This window comes from Serratia fonticola (assembly GCF_001006005.1).
Lineage (GTDB): Bacteria > Pseudomonadota > Gammaproteobacteria > Enterobacterales > Enterobacteriaceae > Chania > Chania fonticola.
Window position 1 is genome coordinate 2,391,922 of the sequence record NZ_CP011254.1, and the last position, 16,285, is coordinate 2,408,206.

The following is a 16,285-nucleotide window of genomic DNA, read 5'->3' on the forward strand; positions in this document are numbered from 1 at the left end:
TTACGGTGCCCTTATCATTTATTCCTTCACTAAATCGCCTTTCACCCCGGCAACAATCTCAAACGACCGTAAACGCGCCTGATGATCGAAAATCTGGCCGTTAACCATGATCTCATCCGCATCCGTCTCGCGCAGCAGGCTTTGCAGGCCATGGCGGATGGTGCTTTCGCTACCGACGATCGACATACCTAGCGCCTGATCGACGCCATACTGCTCACCTGCGGTCCACAGCGCATGGATATTATCGACCGGCGGCGGCAGTGGGCCTGGTGAGCCACGGCGCAGGTTGATAAACTGCTGCTGCATAGAGGTGAACAGGAAGCGGGCGTTTTGGTCGCTGTCTGCGGCGACCACGTTGACACACACCATCGCGTGCGGCTGCTGGCACTGCTCAGACGGCTTAAAGTTCTCACGGTACACATTCAGTGCCTGGAACAGCATATCTGGCGCAAAGTGCGAGGCGAAGGCAAACGGCAGGCCGAGCTGTGCTGCCAATTGCGCACTGTAGAGGCTGGAACCCAACAGCCAGATTGGCACTTGTAACCCTTGGCCCGGTACGGCCTGCACTGCTTGCCCCGGTTGTACTTCGCCAAAGTAATGTTGCAGTTCCTGCACGTCACGCGGGAAGTTATCCACTTCGCCAGAGAGGTGGCGACGCAGCGCCATCATAGTGCGTTGGTCGGTACCCGGCGCACGGCCAAGCCCCAGATCTATACGCCCCGGATACAGTGACTCCAAGGTGCCGAACTGTTCGGCGATCACCAGCGGCGCATGGTTTGGCAGCATCACGCCACCTGAACCGAGGCGAATGCTCTGGGTGCCGGAGGCTAAATAACCCAGTAATACCGACGTCGCGGCACTGCCGATGCCGGTCATATTGTGGTGTTCCGCTAGCCAGTAGCGCTGATAGCCCCACTTTTCGGCATGTTGTGCCAAATCCAGCGAGCAGTGAAACGCATCGCGCGCCTTGGCTCCCTGAGGGATCGGGGATAAATCCAGTACCGAAAGCGGCACCCGTGTGTGTTCAGTCATTTCATCGTCCATTGTGCTTATCAGGTTGATCGCTTAAAGGGCGATTGCAGGGATCTGCAACTAAAAAAGCGATTATGCTTTTTGTGTTAAAAGCATAATCGAAAATACGGTTATAAAAGGGGATATATGTGCTCGCAATATCCTTATGAGAATAATGGTTTTTTTACAGCTATGATGGTTTTTGTTTGCACGCTGATGTTCAAGGGGCTGAAGTAATGAAAAAGAAGACGCTGTTTACCCTGCTGCTGATGGGGATAGCTATCGCCATGGCGGTGCTATTCCGCGCGCATAATCAGGATTTGTTGTTGCAGGGCGAAGTGGATGCCCCCGAAGTGATCGTCGCCTCCAAAGCCAAGGGCCGGGTGATAGAGCGCCTGGTAGAGCGTGGGGACGATGTGAAAACCGGGCAACTGCTGCTACGGCTGGAAAGCCCGGAGCTGATGGCCCAGCTACGTTCAGCGCAGGCTTCGCGGGATGAGGCTCAAGCGCAGTTGGACCAATCGCTGCATGGCACCCGTGAAGAGAGCATCCGTAACTTGCGCGCCAACCTGGCACAGGCCGAGGCGCAATACCAGAATGCCCAACACGATTACGACCGTAACCTGAGCGTCGCCAGCAAAGGCTACGTATCCAAATCTGAATTGGACAGCTCGCGCCGTGCGCGTGATACCGCCTATCAACAGGTGCAGGCCGCCAAAGCCAATTTGGACGAAGGCATTAATGGCGATCGCATCGAACTGCGGCAGAAATATGAAGCTGCCTTGAGGGCCTCCGAGCAAGACTTGCTAGAAATTCAGGCCCAGACCGACGACTTACTGGTTAAAGCTCCGGTTGATGGCGAAGTGGGGCCAATCCCGGCAGAAGTGGGTGAGCTGCTCAACGCCTCCAGCCCATTGATGACGCTGATCCGCGTACCTGACGCCTATTTCGTGTTTAACCTGCGGGAAGATATTCTGGCGCATGTCCGCAAGGGGGATAAGGTCCAACTGCGCGTCCCAGCGTTGAAAGACCAAACGATTGAGGCCGAAGTGCGCTATATCGCCCCTCTGGGTGATTACGCCACCAAGCGGGCCACGCGAGCCACCGGTGACTTTGATCTGAAAACCTTTGAAGTTCGTTTGTATCCGTCGCAGCCGATAGATGGCCTGCGCCCAGGGATGAGCACCTTATGGCAATGGAAAGAGTAAGGGCAGGTTGGCGCTGCTTCAGCCACGCGTTCAGCAACGAGTGCCGCATCGCTTTTCGCCGGCCGGTGGTACACTGGCTGGGGTGGATCTTCCCATTGATCCTGTTTGGCCTGATCAGCAGTAACTTCTCGGAAGGGACCTTGCTCGATCTGCCGGTCTCGGTGGTGGATAACGATCACAGCCCGCTATCCAAAAACCTGATCCGTAAGCTGGATGCGGGTTCTCATGCCCATGTGCAAGCCTATGACGGCGGTCTTGATGAGTCGTTGCGCCGTTTGCGTAGTGCGCAGGACTACGCTTTGCTGTCTATCCCGGCCGATTTTGAGGCGGACGCGCTGGCGGGCAATCAGCCGAGCGTGGTGCTGTATTACAACGCGCTGTTTTACGGTGCCGGGCTGTATTCCACCCAGGATTTCAGTGGCCTGATGACCGAGGCCAACGCCAATTACCGCTCGATCATTGCCGGGGCCATGGGCAAGTCGCTGCCACCGCTGGCGGATGTCACCCTCAACTACGGCAGCCTGTTCAATGCCAGCGGCAGCTATATCTATTATCAGCAGTTTGCCGCCACCATTCATATGCTGCAGCTGTTTGTGGTGACCTGCATGATTTACGTGATGGCGCGCAGTAAGTCCTTGCTGAAAGCCAAGCCCTTTAGCCTGGCGCTGCTGGGGAAACTGGCTCCCTACACCCTGTGTTTCACTACCTTGCTGATGGTGGAGATTGCCGCGCTGGTGGGCATTTTTGACGCTCGCGTCAGCGGCAACCCGCTGTTTATGCTGATGATTGGTTTCTTCTATGTGATGGCAGCACAAAGCATCGGCCTGTTGCTGTATACCTTTACCGGCAGCGCTATTACTGCCTACACCCTGATTGGCATGTTGGTGAGTATTGCACTGACTTTCTCTGGCATGGCAGTGCCCGAGCTTTCCATGCCGCTACCGGCGCGCATCATCTCTAATATCGAGCCTCTTACCCACGCGCTGTACGCCATGTTCGACGTCTTCCTGCGGCAGGTGCCCGCCAGCGCTATCCTCAGCGTGTGTGCGCTGTTGGTGGTCTACCCGTTGGTGACTGCACTGTTGGTGCGTAACCGGCTGCTGAAGCGGCTGGCAAAAGAGGAGACGGTAGGATGAAAAGCTATTGGCTCACTTTCCGCAAAGTATTGACGAGCATGTTGGAACGGCCGATGTGGCTGATGCTGATCCTGTCGCTGTGCATCATGAGTATGGTTTATGCCAACCGCACGGTGTGGGATCTGCCGGTGGGAGTGATCGATCAGGATCACAGCACCGCCAGCCGCCTGCTTATCCGCCAGTTGGATGCCACCCCTAAGATCGCTATTCAAACCTACGACAACCTGGATGAGGCAAAACGCGATCTGGGTTGGCGCAAACTGTTTGCGGTGATCATCATGCCGGTGGATCTGGAGAAGAAGATCCTCAACGGCAAAAACATCGAGATCCCGGTGTTCGGTGATGCCACCAACCGGCTGGCGAACGGCCAGATCCAACAGGACGTGGTGGCGGCCTATCAGCAGTTGCTGGGCCAGTACAACACCTCGTTGCTAATGCGCAGTGGTTTCAGTGAACGGCAGGCTCAGGTGATCATGATGCCGATCCAGAGCCAAACGCTGGACGTATTCAACCCCGGCATCAGCTTTGCGGCGATTATCTTTCCGGGTTTGTTGGTGATGTTATTGCAGCACTCGCTGTTGATTGCCTGCGTGCGCGTCAGCATTGTGTTGAAAGGAACGCCGGGCGGCAAGCCGTCGCTTCCTGTTTATCTGGGGGGGCTGTCGGCCCTGCTGCCGATCTGGTTGTTCTTGTCGATTGTGTTATTTGTGCTGTGGCCCTGGGTCTTGGGCTATCGCCAGACTGCGACGATCCCGGAGATCTTGCTGCTGACCTTCCCGTTCCTGCTTGCGGTGCTTGGGCTAGGCAAGCTGGTGACCGAATGCTTGCGCAGCGTGGAGATGATTTACCTGACGCTGTCGTTTATCACCACCCCGGTGTTTTACCTTTCTGGCACCATCTGGCCGCTGCAAGCGATGCCGCAGTGGGTCAGGGCGATTTCTTCGATGATCCCCTCAACCTGGGCAACCAAAGCCATTGCCGGTGTGAATCAGATGGGGCTATCGCTGCGTGATGTCGGCGGGGACGTTGCCATGCTGCTGCTATTGGGGGCGATTTATACGCTGATTGGTATTGGCGTTGGAGCACTACGCAACCGAGTAGGGCTGCGTAATCTATTCCGTAAACGTCAGGTGTAAGGAAGACGTTATGGCTACTCCTAACCCGATTTTACGTAGGGGCGCTGCATGCTGCGCCCGTCTTTGCTTTGTCAACAATCCGAATGAAATGTAGTGTTCTGCGATAGGGGATTTATTGCACCAACTCTAATCCGGCTACGCGCCGCCAGTAGCCGTTGCATTCGGCATGGTCGGTTAACGTCAGTGGCTGCTTTCCTTGCTCATTAGCCCGGAAGCCGTCGAGCATCGCCAGTGTTTCAACCCCCTGTGGCGATAGACGTACAATATCCACCAATCCCTGCATGCTGGTCAGTTCGTTGCCCAGGTTGTAGCAGTAACCGCTCATGGTCTGGATACCGTTGAGCACAAACACCTGTTGGTTCTCTTGAGAATTGACGATGCGCCCCTGCGGATATTTGATGCAGCAGGTTTCGCATTCATCCTTGCCCCGGTTTTCTGAGCGAGCAGTGAAACAGCGCGCCGAATAGGCCAGCGGTAAATGGCCGTAACTCAACACTTCCACTTCAAACCCCTGGCGGAACCCCAATTCATCACATTGCTGCAGTAAATTGGCCAGCCAGTCGCGTGAAAGCTCCACTGGCATGCACCAGCGCATCATGCCCTGCTTGTGCAGCAGGCGCAGAGTGTAGGCGTTGTAGCAATTGAGGGCATGCCCGGCGACAAACGGCAAACCGCGATCGGCGGCCATATTCACCGTGCCAAGGTCGTTGGCTTCGATCAGGAATTCGCCGTTCTCCACATAACGCTTCAGCTCATTCAGCTCTGAAGGTGCCTGTAGCAAAGCCAGGGTAGAGATCACCACCTGCTTACCCGATTTGGCGATCTCCTGTGCCAGCGCCAGCCAGTCACCTACTTTCATCTCTCGCCGTTTGGTGCAGACGCTCTCGCCGAGATAGATGATATCGGCGCTGCTGCTGATTGCTTGCTGATAAAAGACTTCTATCTCGCTGTTTGGCCAGTAGTAGAGCACCGGGCCTAATGCATATTTCATGGTTTCTCCTACTGCCATTTGCGGTGGTACGCGCCAAGCGTGGTCTGGGTACCTTCGGACATTGCGCCGAGCGTTTCCATCCAGGCTGCGTCGGCTTGATAGCCAGCCGGGTTGGCCATACAGCGATCTATGGCCTGGCGCCAGACGCGCGCAACCTGGCTGACATAGGCAGGGCTGCGTTGGCGGCCTTCAATTTTCACCGAGGCAATATTGGCGGCCAGTAGCTCTGGCAGCAGCTCCAGCGTATTCAGGCTGGTGGGCTCTTCCAGCGGGTGATAGAGCACGTTATCCACCAGATAGCGGCCTTTGCACAGCGTCGGGTAACCGGCGTTTTCACCGTCCTGATAGCGGTCGATCAGCACGTCATTCAGGCGCGATTCCATCCCTTGTGGCGTTTGTTGCCAGCGTACAAAGCGGGCAGGTGAGCAGGCGCCCACGGTATTAGGCGATTCCCCGGTCAGATAGGAGGATAGGTAACACCGCCCTTCGGCCATGATGCACAGGCTGCCAAAGGCGAACACTTCCAACGGCACCGGGCTGGTGCGTGATAATTGCTTCACCTGGTGCATCGACAGCACGCGCGGCAGCACTACTCGCGCAACGTCGAAGTGGCGCTGATAAAAACGGATGGCTTCTTCGTTGGTCGCAGAGGCTTGCACCGAAACATGGCGCTCAACCTGCGGATAACGTTCCGCTGCGTACTCCAGCATTGCTAAATCTGCCAGGATCAACGCGTCGGCACCCAACTGGGCGGCCATATCCACGGCGCGCTGCCAGCGGGCGTAGCCATCGGGGTGAGCAAAGGTGTTGATGGCGATATGCAGCTTGCGGCCATGCCGGTGCACATAGTCAGCCGCTTCCTGCAGCTTCTTCTCGGTAAAGTTCAGCCCGGCAAAGTGGCGCGCATTGGTATCGTCTTTCAGGCCGATGTAAACGGCGTCTGCGCCATTATCTACCGCGGCTTTCAAGGCCGGCAGGTTGCCAGCGGGGCAAAGCAGCTCCATAGATCTATCCTGATTCCAGCCGTACACCTGGCCAGGTATACGCTGTGATAAACGTTGCCGGGCCATCGATTCGCCTGGCAATGATGTAAATGGGGAGACAATTTTAGTGAACCCGAGGTTAACAAGCTTTGATTTGAGGCAGCTTCTGGCGTATTGATATTCAAGCGGTAACTTGAAATTTGTAGGGCAAGTTGAGCGTTAATTGCACCATTTGTTGATATAGACCGGTTACGCGTAGCCGCAATGTGGCAAAATAACCTCAGACTGAGTAGAAAGGAGTGAATAACAGTGTTGGAAAAACTACGAGCACGCATTGTGCGTCAAGGGCCGTCGCTGTTGCGCGTACCGTTAAAATTCACGCCGTTTGCTCTGCAGCGTCAGGTTTTGCAACAGGTGCTGAGCTGGCAGTTCCGTCAGGCGCTGGCTGAGGGGGATCTGGAGTTTCTCGAATCGCGCTGGCTGAAGATTGAAGTGCGCGATCTGGCACTGCAATGGTTTATGACGGTAGAAAACGATAGGCTGGTGGTGAGCCAACAGGCTGAGGCGGACGTCAGCTTCAGCGGCGAAGCCAACGATCTGATCTTGATTGCGGCACGTAAGCAAGATCCCGATACGCTGTTTTTCCAGCGTCGGTTGCAGATTGAAGGAGATACCGAATTGGGCCTGTATGTAAAAAATCTGATGGACGCTATCGATCTGGATGCGATGCCTACGCCGTTACGCGTTGGCCTGCTGAGATTGGCGGACTTTGTGGAAGCAGGTTTGCAGGAGGGCACGGCGCAAACTTCCCGTGTGCCGCAGCCATGCTGATCCGCGTTGAAATTCCGGTGGATGCCGCAGGTATTGATGCGCTGCTGCGTAACGCCTTTGGCCGTGATGACGAAGCCGAACTGGTGCAACAACTGCGTGAAGACGGGTTGTTGACGCTGGGCATCGTTGCTACCGACGAAGAGGGTGGCGTGGTCGGTTATGCTGCATTCAGCCCGGTTGACGTTGCGGGCGAGGATCGCCAATGGGTTGGTCTCGCGCCGTTGGCAGTAGAGGAAAGCCTGCGTCGCCAAGGGCTGGCCGAAAAGCTGGTTTACGAAGGGCTGGATGCGCTGAATGAGTTTGGCTATGCTGCCGTGGTGGTGCTGGGCGAACCGGCTTACTACGGGCGTTTCGGCTTTAAAACGGCTGCCCAGTTCGATCTGCATTGCCGCTGGCCAGGAACGGAAGCCGCATTCCAGGTTTATCCGTTGGCGGAAGATGCACTGAGCGGTGTGAATGGGCTGGTGGAGTATTCGGCGCCCTTTAGTCGCTTTTAACTACCGGTAGCAGGTATTCCAATGAGAGGGGCGGATTCACTATCAGCTCCTCTTTTTGCTTTTTGCTCAACTGTTTCACCCGATATTCCAGCCGCAAAGCCATTGAGCGATCCCCAACCTGGCAGTGAAAAACCAGATCCAGCTCCCCTTTGCCACGTAGGGCTTTGGCCCCTTTACCGGCCTGATGCTGCGCCGCTCGTCGGGCGACGTCTGTCGTGATACCGGTGTACAGCATCCCGCTTGGCATTCGCAGCATATAGAGATGCCAGGTTATTTCACTCATAATGGCCTGCGTAATAGTTCAAATAGTTACCGAGCCCAAAAAGGACCCTGACCCACCGAATCCCTAACCAGCAGCTCCGAAGTAAAAACGTTGTCCTTCGACAGGTAGCCACCGTCGAGCATAGCGATCAGCCGGTCGATCACTTCGCTCATCATATCGCTCACCGGGTCTTTAACGCTGGATAACGACGGGGATAGATACGGAGCCGTAGGGATATTATCGAAGCCGATAACCGAGACGTCATTGGGGACGGCAATGCTCGCCTCGTTCAATTTCTTGATGGCACCAACGGCCATATCATCGTTGCTGGAGAGTACCGCGCTAAAGGTGATTTTATCCTTGAGCAAGGACTCCATCGCCGCCGCACCGCTGGCTGGTGTCCACTTTCCTTTAATTATTAGCTTATCATCCAACTCAATATTGTATTGATTTAAGGCTTCTTTATAGCCAGATAGTCGCTCAATCGCCGTTGGCGAATCCAGTGAGCCGGTAATAAAGGCGATATTCCTGTGGCCCTGTTCAATCAGATGCTTAGTCGCGTTAAAACTGGCCCCTTTGTGGTCGCAGCAGATGCAATGGCTTTGGTGTTTTCTCAGCCTGCGATTCACCACCATGATGGGTTGCTTGTGCTGCTCGATGATGTCGTCCATCGCTTCGATGGTTAAGAAACGCGGGTAGATGATGATGGCGTCGCAGCGTAAATCGAGCAGGAATTGGATCGCCTCTTGCTCTTCTGCGGCGCTGTGTTTACCGTCCACCAGGATCAACTGGCGACCGTTGTCTTCCAGCTTTTGCGCCGCCTGGGAAAGTATCTCGCTGAAATAACTGCCGTTATAGAGGGTGTTGGTGACCACCAGGCCAATGCACTGGGATTTATTAGTCGCCAGATTTCTCGCCAGCAGATTGGGACGATAACCCGCCTCTTCGATGGCTTTAAATACCTGATCTTTGGTGGCTTCGCTGACGTACCCTTTGCCGGAAAGAACGCGCGAAACAGTGGCTTTTGAGACGCCTGCTTTTTTTGCCACTTCCTGCATGGTAGACATAGGGTTTTCCCGGCTTTTAACAATTATCCCCATTCTACACATTCCACCGTATTAGAGCAGACCCTTTGCAGCTTCTCGAACCCATTCATGTCGATCACAATCACAAAATAGACAATAAAAAAAATTATAGATTGATATTCTATGTGAATATCAACAATCCTATGTGGAACCGGTTACCTATCTATGAGAGTTGTCCTCATGTCTAAGAATTATGCGGCGGTATCAAGATCGATAGTGGATGCAGTTGGGGGAGCGAGTAACGTCGCGGCGGTGACTCATTGCATGACGCGTTTACGCTTTGTGCTCAACGACGACACCCTCGTCGATGCTGCCAGGCTGAAGGCAATTGGTGGCGTACTGGGTGTGGTAAGAAGCGAAAATCAGTGTCAGGTGATCATTGGCAACACCGTTTCACAGGCCTATGCCGAAGTGTTGAAACTGTTGCCCGAAGGGGCGGTAGCCCAGCAACCGGCGCCGGAAAAGAACAAGATCACTCTCAAACGCATCGGTGCGGGGATCCTGGACGCACTGATTGGCACCATGTCACCGCTGATCCCGGCCATTATCGGCGGCTCGATGGTGAAACTGCTCGCCATGATCCTGGATATGACCGGCGTGTTCGGCAAAGGCTCCTCGACGCTGATTATCCTCAACGTCATTGGCGACGGGGCGTTCTTCTTCCTGCCGGTGATGGTTGCCGCTTCCGCAGCGGTAAAATTCAAAACCAATATGTCGCTGGCGATCGCAATTGCCGGGGTACTGGTTCATCCCGCATTTATCGATCTGATGGCGAAAGCCGCGCAGGGCCAACAGGTTGAATTTATGGGTATCCCGGTCACGGCGGTGAAATACACCTACACGGTGATCCCGGCGTTATTCATGACCTGGTTGCTCTCCTACATTGAAAGATGGGTCGATCGCATCACGCCAGCCGTAACGAAAAACTTCCTCAAACCGATGCTGATCGTGCTGATCTCTGCGCCGATCGCCATCCTGTTGATTGGCCCGCTGGGCATCTGGATTGGTAGCGGCATTTCCGCGCTGGTGTACACCATTCACAGCTACCTGGGCTGGTTATCCGTAGCGATTATGGGTGGGCTTTGGCCGCTGCTGGTCATGACCGGGATGCACCGCGTATTTACGCCAACCATCATTCAGACCATCGCGGAAACCGGTAAAGAAGGCATGGTGATGCCCTCTGAAATTGGTGCCAACCTCTCGCTGGGCGGTTCATCGTTGGCGGTAGCCTGGCGGACCAAAAATCCGGAGCTGCGTCAGACGGCGCTGGCCGCTGCGGCATCGGCAATTGTTGCCGGGATTTCAGAACCCGCGCTTTATGGTGTGGCAATACGCTTGAAGCGCCCGCTTATCGCAGCGCTGATCAGTGGTTTTGTCTGCGGCGGCGTGGCCGGAATTGCCGGATTGGCGAGCCACTCGATGGCCTCACCAGGCCTATTTACCAGCGTGCAGTTCTTTGATCCGGCCAACCCAATGACCATTGTCTGGGTGTTTGGCGTGATGATTTTGGCGGTGGTGCTTTCCTTCATCCTTACGCTGTTGCTGGGCTTTGAAGATATCCCGGTGACTGAAGATGCGGAAAGTGAAAAAACCAAATCGGCGCCCGCGTTATCCGTATAACCTGTTGTAAAAATGCATATTTGAGAAGAGGTATCTTATGCCAGCATCTGTTTTCCCCGCAGACTTTTTATGGGGTGGTGCACTAGCGGCTAACCAGGCCGAAGGCGCTTATCTTGAGGGCGGCAAAGGGCTGACCACGGTTGATATGATCCCTCATGGCAAAGATCGGCTGGCGGTAAAACTGGGCCAGGAAAAGCGCTTTGAGCTGCGGGAGGATGAGTTCTATCCCAGCCATGTCGGCATTGATTTTTATCATCGCTATAAAGATGACATTGCCCTGATGGCAGAGATGGGGTTCAGCGTATTCCGTACTTCGATCGCCTGGAGCCGTCTTTTCCCTAACGGGGACGAAACGGTGCCGAATGCGGAAGGGATTGCTTTCTACCGCGACGTTTTCACCGAGTGCAAAAAGCACGGCATCGAACCGCTGGTCACGCTGTGCCACTTTGATGTGCCGATGCATCTGGTGCGGGAATACGGTTCGTGGCGCAACCGGAAAATGGTGGAGTTCTTCACCCACTACGCCCGCACCTGTTTTGAGGCCTTTGATGGGCTGGTGAAATACTGGCTGACGTTTAATGAAATCAATATCCTGCTGCACAGCCCGTTCTCCGGCGCGGGGCTGGTGTTCGAGCCAGGCGATAATCAGGAGCAGGTGAAATATCAGGCTGCGCATCATGAACTATTGGCCAGTGCGTTAGCGACCAAAATCGCCCATGAGGTTAACCCGCACAATCAGGTCGGCTGCATGCTGGCTGGGGGCAATTTCTACCCGTGGTCCTGTAAACCTGAAGACGTCTGGGCTGCGCTGGAGAAAGATCGCGAGAACCTGTTCTTCATCGACGTTCAGGCTCGCGGCGCTTACCCGTCATACACCAAGCGCCTGTTTAAGGAAAAGGGTATCACTATAGCAATGGAGCCAGGCGACGGTGAGATCCTCAAAAACAGCGTCGATTTTGTCTCCTTCAGCTATTACGCCTCCCGCTGTGCCTCGGCTGAGATGAACGAGCACAACAGCAGCGCAGCCAACATCGTCAAATCGCTGAAAAACCCACATATCCAAGCCAGTGAGTGGGGCTGGGGTATCGATCCATTAGGCCTGCGCATCACCATGAACATGATGTATGACCGTTACCAGAAGCCGCTGTTCCTGGTGGAGAACGGGCTGGGAGCGAAGGACGAAATCAACCCGCAGGGCGAGATCGACGACGAATACCGCATCAGCTATTTACGTGAGCATATCAAAGCCATGGCAGACGCTATCGAAGATGGCATCCCGGTGATGGGTTACACCTCCTGGGGCTGCATCGATTTGGTTTCTGCCTCTACCGGGGAAATGAGTAAGCGCTATGGTTTTGTCTATGTGGACCGCGATGACCAAGGCAATGGCACCTTGGCCAGAACCAGAAAGAAATCCTTTTACTGGTATAAGAAGGTGATTGCCAGCAATGGGGCGGATTTGAGTTAGTCAAATGTCCCCTCTCTCAAATTAAGAGGGGATTTTAACGTGCTACAAATTATCTCCTGCGCCTGACAGCGGCTCTGGAGCAGCTCCCTCTCCCCAGACAAGTGTTCATGAGGCACTCGATCTGTACGGTGGGAGAGGGTTGGGGTGAGGGGAAATTGCTGGCCATAATTGACCAGCATTGCGCCGAAGCACTCTTCACTCAGCTATGTTTTTCATTCATCTCAAAGCGAGGCGAAACCAGCCCATACAACGTCCAACCGAAGAACGTAGCAATAGCGCCCCACATCATCGCCTCCTCACCGGAGCTGTATAGCGCATAGAAGCTATACAGTGCCCCAATCACGGCAATCACGTTGGCAATACGCGCCTTGTTCTCCGGTACTTTGGCCACTTTCTGGATAATAATCAGCGCGGCCATCGACAGGATATACGGAATAATATTGGTCACTACGGCCAGGTTAACCAGCACGTTAAACTGCTTATTCAGCGACGGGCTGATGGTCATCAGCGACATCACGCTCTGAATAATCACGATGGTCAGCATGCCCTTCACTGGCGCACCTGATTTACTGACTTTGGAGAAGATTTTCGGGAAGAAACCGCTGTCGGCAGAGGATTTGAATACCTGGGCGATAGTGAACTGCCAGCCCAGCAGCGAACCCACGCAGGACATGATCATCAATGCCATGATGATTTTACCGACCGTTGGGTTGAACATATGTGAGAACGCCAGGCCAAACGGCGCGGTGGAGTTAGCCAGTTCCATATTCGGCACGATACCGGCGATCACGTTGGTAGAAACAATGTAGATCACTGCGGCACCCAGTGTGCCCCCGAGTACGGCGATGGGTACGTTACGTTCCGGGTTTTCTACCACATCGGTATTGGCACAGGCAGATTCAAGACCCAGGAAGGCCCACAGGGTCATCGAGATAGAAGACCCGATGGCTTCAAAGGTAGGCACCGCATGCGGGTTCCAGGCTGCTAGATAAGCGGTACCGCTGAACCAATACCAACCGATAATCGAGATGCCGACCACTGGGATAATCACCCCCCAGACGGTGATCCCGCTGATCTGCCCGGTGATGCGTGCTCCACCGAAGTTGGCAACGGTAGCCAGCCACAGCACGGCGATAGTGGCTATACAGATGCCCAATGGAGGCAGGGCAACGCCGAACAGTTCGGTGCCATAACCCACGGCAGAAATGGCGATGGCGATATTGGCGATCAGCAGCGAAACGCCGTAGGTGTAGTTGGCCATAAAGTTGCCGGATTTCCCGAAGGCATACTCGGCATAGCCGCCCATCCCACCGGATTTACGGCTGAACATGCCGCATTTGGCAAACGCATAGGCCAAGGCCATCGAGCCTACGGCGGTCACCAGCCAGGAAACGATGGAAATTGTCCCCACTTCGGCCAGCTTGGTTGGCAGCATAATTATGCCGGATCCCATCATATTGACTGCTGTCAGGATCGTTAATTGCACAACCCCCATCTTATTATTGGATTTGCTCATGATTATTCTCACTTTTATATCCCTAGAATTTCGTGCAGCCGTATGATCTCGGATTGAAATTCGAGGAATATCTAAATATGTCTGGCGGCAAGAATATGCCGCCTCCCTGAAGTTAATTATGCTTTCATGACATAACCGTAAGCCCGGTTCCAGCCATCTTCATCCTGCTGGATATAAACGCCTTGTAATTCAGGGGCGAATCCCGGTAATAAATTAATCCCTTCTTCCAACGCCAGGAAATAGCGTTGAGCAGACCCCCCCCAGATTTCCCCTGGGACTACGCACAGCACACCCGGTGGGTAAGGCAACGCGCCTTCAGCGGCAATGCGGCCTTCGGCTTTAGCGAGAGAAACCAGTTCCACCTTGCCACGGACAAATTCGGTATTGGCGGTTTGTGGATCCATGGCGACGCGTGGGAAATGGCTTTTACGGAACATTTCCTTCTGTAATTCTTTCACGTTGTAGCTGACGTAAAGATCGTGCATCTCTTGGCACAGCTGGCGCAGAGTGTAGTTCTGGTAACGTTTTTCGTTGTTCTTGTACACGGTTGGCAGAACTTCACTCAGCAAAGAGTCTTGTTCAACGTGTTTTTCGAAGCGGGCAATCAGCGCCACCAGATGCTGCATTTTGGCGATATCTTCCGCCGGGGTGAGCAGGAACAGGATGGAGTTCAGGTCACACTTCTCCGGCACAATACCGTTTTCGCGTAGGTAGTTAGCCAGAATGGTGGCCGGGATACCAAAGCTGCTGTACTCGCCGCTGGCGGTATCGATGCCCGGCGTGGTCAACAGCAGTTTGCAAGGATCTACAAAGTATTGTGACTCTTCATAGCCTTCGAAGGCATGCCATTTTTCGCCAGGGACAAAGTTGAAGAAGCGCAGATCGTTGGCCATGGCTTCGGTGCTGTAGGATTGCCAAGGTTTACCGTCGATTTGCTCCGGTACGAAAGGTTTGATCATGGTGCAGGTGTCCAACAGCATTTTGCGCGACTCAATGCCGATGCGCACACACTCTTTCCACAGGCGTTGGCCGCTCTTGCCTTCGTGCATTTTGGCGTTCACATCCAGTGCGGCAAACAGTGGGTAGAACGGGCTGGTGGACGCGTGCAGCATAAAGGCGTTATTGAAACGCTTATGGTTGCAGTAACGATCTTGTCCTTTGATGTGTTTGTCTTTTTTATGGATCTGCGAGGTCTGTGAGAAACCGGCCTGCTGTTTGTGTACCGATTGGGTAACGATGATCCCCGGATCGTTTTCGTTCAGCTCCAGCAGCAGCGGCGAGCAGTCTTTCATCATTGGGATGAACTGCTCATAACCGACCCAGGCGGAGTCAAACAGGATGTAATCACACAGGTGGCCAATCTTGTCGACGACCTGGCGGGCGTTATAGATCGTGCCGTCGTAAGTCCCTAGTTGGATAATCGCCAGGCGGAATGGCCGAGCATCGTTGGCGCGTTCCGGTGCGGTCTCGCGGATTTGCTGGCGCAGGTAGCCTTCTTCAAAGCAGTGAGCGTCGATGCCACCGATAAAGCCGAACGGGTTACGCGCCGTTTCCAGATATACCGGCGTTGCTCCGGCCTGGATCAGCGCGCCATGGTGGTTGGACTTATGGTTGTTACGGTCGAATAGCACCAGATCGCCACGGCTCAGCAGGGCGTTGGTTACCACTTTATTGGAAGCCGAAGTCCCGTTCAGCACGAAATAGGTTTTATCGGCGTTGAACACCTTGGCGGCGTGTTTTTGGGCGTCACAAGGCGCGCCTTCGTGGATTAGCAGATCGCCCAGCTTAACGTCGGCGTTGCACATATCGGAGCGGAACAGCGTTTCGCCATAGAAATCAAAGAACTGGCGGCCTGCGGGGTGCTTGCGGAAGAATTCACCGCCCTGATGGCCTGGGCAGGCGAAGGTGGCGTTACCCATCTCTACATATTGGGTCAGGGTATTAAAGAACGGCGGTAGCAGCTCGCTTTCATATTTTACCGCTGCGGCTTCCAGCTGTTTGCCGTAAAACTGAGTGTTCTTGCCGCAGAGTTCAAATACGCCGTTCAGCGCCGGTAATACGGCGTTATCCAGTTCTTCTTCACAGCAGACAGCGACAAAGATCGGAATGTTTAAACCTGTTTCTTCCAACTGTGCCACCAGACCTTGCTGCACATCTTCCACGGAAAGCACGATGGCGGCTACGTCATTAAAGTCGCTGTGGTGCACGTCGCTAATTTCACGTGTGGTTTCAAAGCAAGAGAGAGTTTTTTGGTTCGCTGCAATTTTTAATTTGTTCATTTTTGTCATTCTTCAGGCGAAAATATCCCGCCGGCAAATAATGTCTTTGCCAGAAAATATTTTCGTTAAAATAAAGGTATGCGTGAGCGTAATCATGTTCATCGAACATAATTAGGTTACGAGTTTATTTTGACGAAATGTTTTTGGTTCTTAAGCGAGGTTGCAATTATGCCAGGTCCACTCTGTTTTTAAGCAAAACAAAGCGATACCGTCGCCATCAGGCGCAGGGAGGATCGTTGGCATAGGTCTAGCTGCAAGACGC

The 16,285-nt window shown here is 54.1% G+C and carries 14 protein-coding genes; 7 read left to right on the plus strand and 7 right to left on the minus strand.

Annotated features, from left to right (window positions below; all coding sequences use genetic code 11):
• Positions 1-18: 18 nt before the first annotated feature.
• Complete coding sequence (locus WN53_RS10650) at positions 19-1,032, minus strand: luciferase-like monooxygenase (protein ID WP_024483377.1); 1,014 nt, start codon at positions 1,030-1,032, stop codon at positions 19-21.
• Positions 1,033-1,247: 215 nt separating this feature from the next.
• Between WN53_RS10650 and WN53_RS10655 the strand changes: the two genes are divergently transcribed.
• The 3 genes from WN53_RS10655 to WN53_RS10665 are packed head-to-tail and all read left to right on the plus strand — an operon-like array spanning position 1,248 to position 4,491.
• Positions 1,248-2,219 (plus strand): HlyD family secretion protein, encoded by a 972-nt coding sequence (locus WN53_RS10655; RefSeq protein ID WP_021179061.1) that lies wholly within the window; start codon positions 1,248-1,250, stop codon positions 2,217-2,219.
• Positions 2,201-3,355: an ABC transporter permease gene (locus WN53_RS10660; RefSeq protein ID WP_024483378.1), complete on the plus strand. Its 1,155-nt coding sequence runs from the start codon at positions 2,201-2,203 to the stop codon at positions 3,353-3,355. Before WN53_RS10655 ends, WN53_RS10660 begins: the two co-directional genes overlap by 19 nt.
• Entirely contained in the window at positions 3,352-4,491 is a 1,140-nt protein-coding gene (locus tag WN53_RS10665) for an ABC transporter permease (RefSeq protein ID WP_024483379.1), read from the plus strand. The genes WN53_RS10660 and WN53_RS10665 overlap by 4 nt, the downstream gene beginning before the upstream one ends.
• A gap of 112 nt (positions 4,492-4,603) precedes the next feature.
• Here the strand turns inward: WN53_RS10665 and WN53_RS10670 are convergent, their stop codons facing one another.
• Positions 4,604-5,482 (minus strand): U32 family peptidase, encoded by an 879-nt coding sequence (locus WN53_RS10670; protein ID WP_024483380.1) that lies wholly within the window; start codon positions 5,480-5,482, stop codon positions 4,604-4,606.
• An 8-nt stretch (positions 5,483-5,490) separates the two neighbouring features.
• The gene (gene ubiU, locus WN53_RS10675; RefSeq protein WP_021179065.1) at positions 5,491-6,486 is read right to left on the minus strand and encodes a ubiquinone anaerobic biosynthesis protein UbiU; all 996 of its coding nucleotides are present in this window, start codon (positions 6,484-6,486) and stop codon (positions 5,491-5,493) included.
• 288 nt (positions 6,487-6,774) lie between these two features.
• Here ubiU and ubiT point away from each other — a divergent pair, with 288 nt between their 5' ends.
• Entirely contained in the window at positions 6,775-7,296 is a 522-nt protein-coding gene (gene ubiT, locus WN53_RS10680) for a ubiquinone anaerobic biosynthesis accessory factor UbiT (protein ID WP_024483381.1), read from the plus strand.
• Positions 7,290-7,793: a GNAT family N-acetyltransferase gene (locus WN53_RS10685; protein WP_024483382.1), complete on the plus strand. Its 504-nt coding sequence runs from the start codon at positions 7,290-7,292 to the stop codon at positions 7,791-7,793. The genes ubiT and WN53_RS10685 overlap by 7 nt, the downstream gene beginning before the upstream one ends.
• Here WN53_RS10685 and WN53_RS10690 read toward each other — a convergent pair.
• Both WN53_RS10690 and WN53_RS10695 read right to left on the minus strand, forming a co-directional pair.
• The gene (locus WN53_RS10690; RefSeq protein WP_024483383.1) at positions 7,780-8,076 is read right to left on the minus strand and encodes a GIY-YIG nuclease family protein; all 297 of its coding nucleotides are present in this window, start codon (positions 8,074-8,076) and stop codon (positions 7,780-7,782) included. The two genes, WN53_RS10685 and WN53_RS10690, sit on opposite strands and share 14 nt — an antisense overlap.
• A gap of 26 nt (positions 8,077-8,102) precedes the next feature.
• A complete protein-coding gene (locus WN53_RS10695) occupies positions 8,103-9,122 on the minus strand; it encodes a LacI family DNA-binding transcriptional regulator (protein WP_024483384.1) in 1,020 nt (339 codons plus the stop codon).
• Positions 9,123-9,320: 198 nt separating this feature from the next.
• On the opposite strand from WN53_RS10695, the gene ascF reads away from it, so the two are divergent.
• The gene (ascF, locus tag WN53_RS10700; protein ID WP_024483385.1) at positions 9,321-10,760 is read left to right on the plus strand and encodes a PTS cellobiose/arbutin/salicin transporter subunit IIBC; all 1,440 of its coding nucleotides are present in this window, start codon (positions 9,321-9,323) and stop codon (positions 10,758-10,760) included.
• A gap of 37 nt (positions 10,761-10,797) precedes the next feature.
• The gene (locus WN53_RS10705; protein WP_024483386.1) at positions 10,798-12,228 is read left to right on the plus strand and encodes a 6-phospho-beta-glucosidase; all 1,431 of its coding nucleotides are present in this window, start codon (positions 10,798-10,800) and stop codon (positions 12,226-12,228) included.
• Positions 12,229-12,427: 199 nt separating this feature from the next.
• Here WN53_RS10705 and potE read toward each other — a convergent pair whose 3' ends face one another.
• Both potE and speF read right to left on the minus strand, forming a co-directional pair.
• Positions 12,428-13,744: a putrescine-ornithine antiporter gene (gene potE, locus WN53_RS10710; RefSeq protein WP_024483387.1), complete on the minus strand. Its 1,317-nt coding sequence runs from the start codon at positions 13,742-13,744 to the stop codon at positions 12,428-12,430.
• A 116-nt stretch (positions 13,745-13,860) separates the two neighbouring features.
• Positions 13,861-16,023, minus strand: a complete 2,163-nt coding sequence (speF, locus tag WN53_RS10715; RefSeq protein WP_024483388.1) for an ornithine decarboxylase SpeF — start codon at positions 16,021-16,023, stop codon at positions 13,861-13,863.
• Between the last annotated feature and the right edge of the window lie 262 nt (positions 16,024-16,285).

Excerpts from the sequence above, each read along its gene's own strand:
- WN53_RS10650 (WP_024483377.1), bottom strand. The coding sequence starts at position 1,032 with ATGACTGAACACACACGGGTGCCGCTTTCGGTACTGGATTTATCCCCG.
- WN53_RS10655 (WP_021179061.1), top strand. The coding sequence starts at position 1,248 with ATGAAAAAGAAGACGCTGTTTACCCTGCTGCTGATGGGGATAGCTATC.
- WN53_RS10660 (WP_024483378.1), top strand. The coding sequence starts at position 2,201 with ATGGCAATGGAAAGAGTAAGGGCAGGTTGGCGCTGCTTCAGCCACGCG.
- WN53_RS10665 (WP_024483379.1), top strand. The coding sequence starts at position 3,352 with ATGAAAAGCTATTGGCTCACTTTCCGCAAAGTATTGACGAGCATGTTG.
- WN53_RS10670 (WP_024483380.1), bottom strand. The coding sequence starts at position 5,482 with ATGAAATATGCATTAGGCCCGGTGCTCTACTACTGGCCAAACAGCGAG.
- ubiU (WP_021179065.1), bottom strand. The coding sequence starts at position 6,486 with ATGGAGCTGCTTTGCCCCGCTGGCAACCTGCCGGCCTTGAAAGCCGCG.
- WN53_RS10685 (WP_024483382.1), top strand. The coding sequence starts at position 7,290 with ATGCTGATCCGCGTTGAAATTCCGGTGGATGCCGCAGGTATTGATGCG.
- WN53_RS10690 (WP_024483383.1), bottom strand. The coding sequence starts at position 8,076 with ATGAGTGAAATAACCTGGCATCTCTATATGCTGCGAATGCCAAGCGGG.
- WN53_RS10695 (WP_024483384.1), bottom strand. The coding sequence starts at position 9,122 with ATGTCTACCATGCAGGAAGTGGCAAAAAAAGCAGGCGTCTCAAAAGCC.
- ascF (WP_024483385.1), top strand. The coding sequence starts at position 9,321 with ATGTCTAAGAATTATGCGGCGGTATCAAGATCGATAGTGGATGCAGTT.
- WN53_RS10705 (WP_024483386.1), top strand. The coding sequence starts at position 10,798 with ATGCCAGCATCTGTTTTCCCCGCAGACTTTTTATGGGGTGGTGCACTA.
- potE (WP_024483387.1), bottom strand. The coding sequence starts at position 13,744 with ATGAGCAAATCCAATAATAAGATGGGGGTTGTGCAATTAACGATCCTG.
- speF (WP_024483388.1), bottom strand. The coding sequence starts at position 16,023 with ATGAACAAATTAAAAATTGCAGCGAACCAAAAAACTCTCTCTTGCTTT.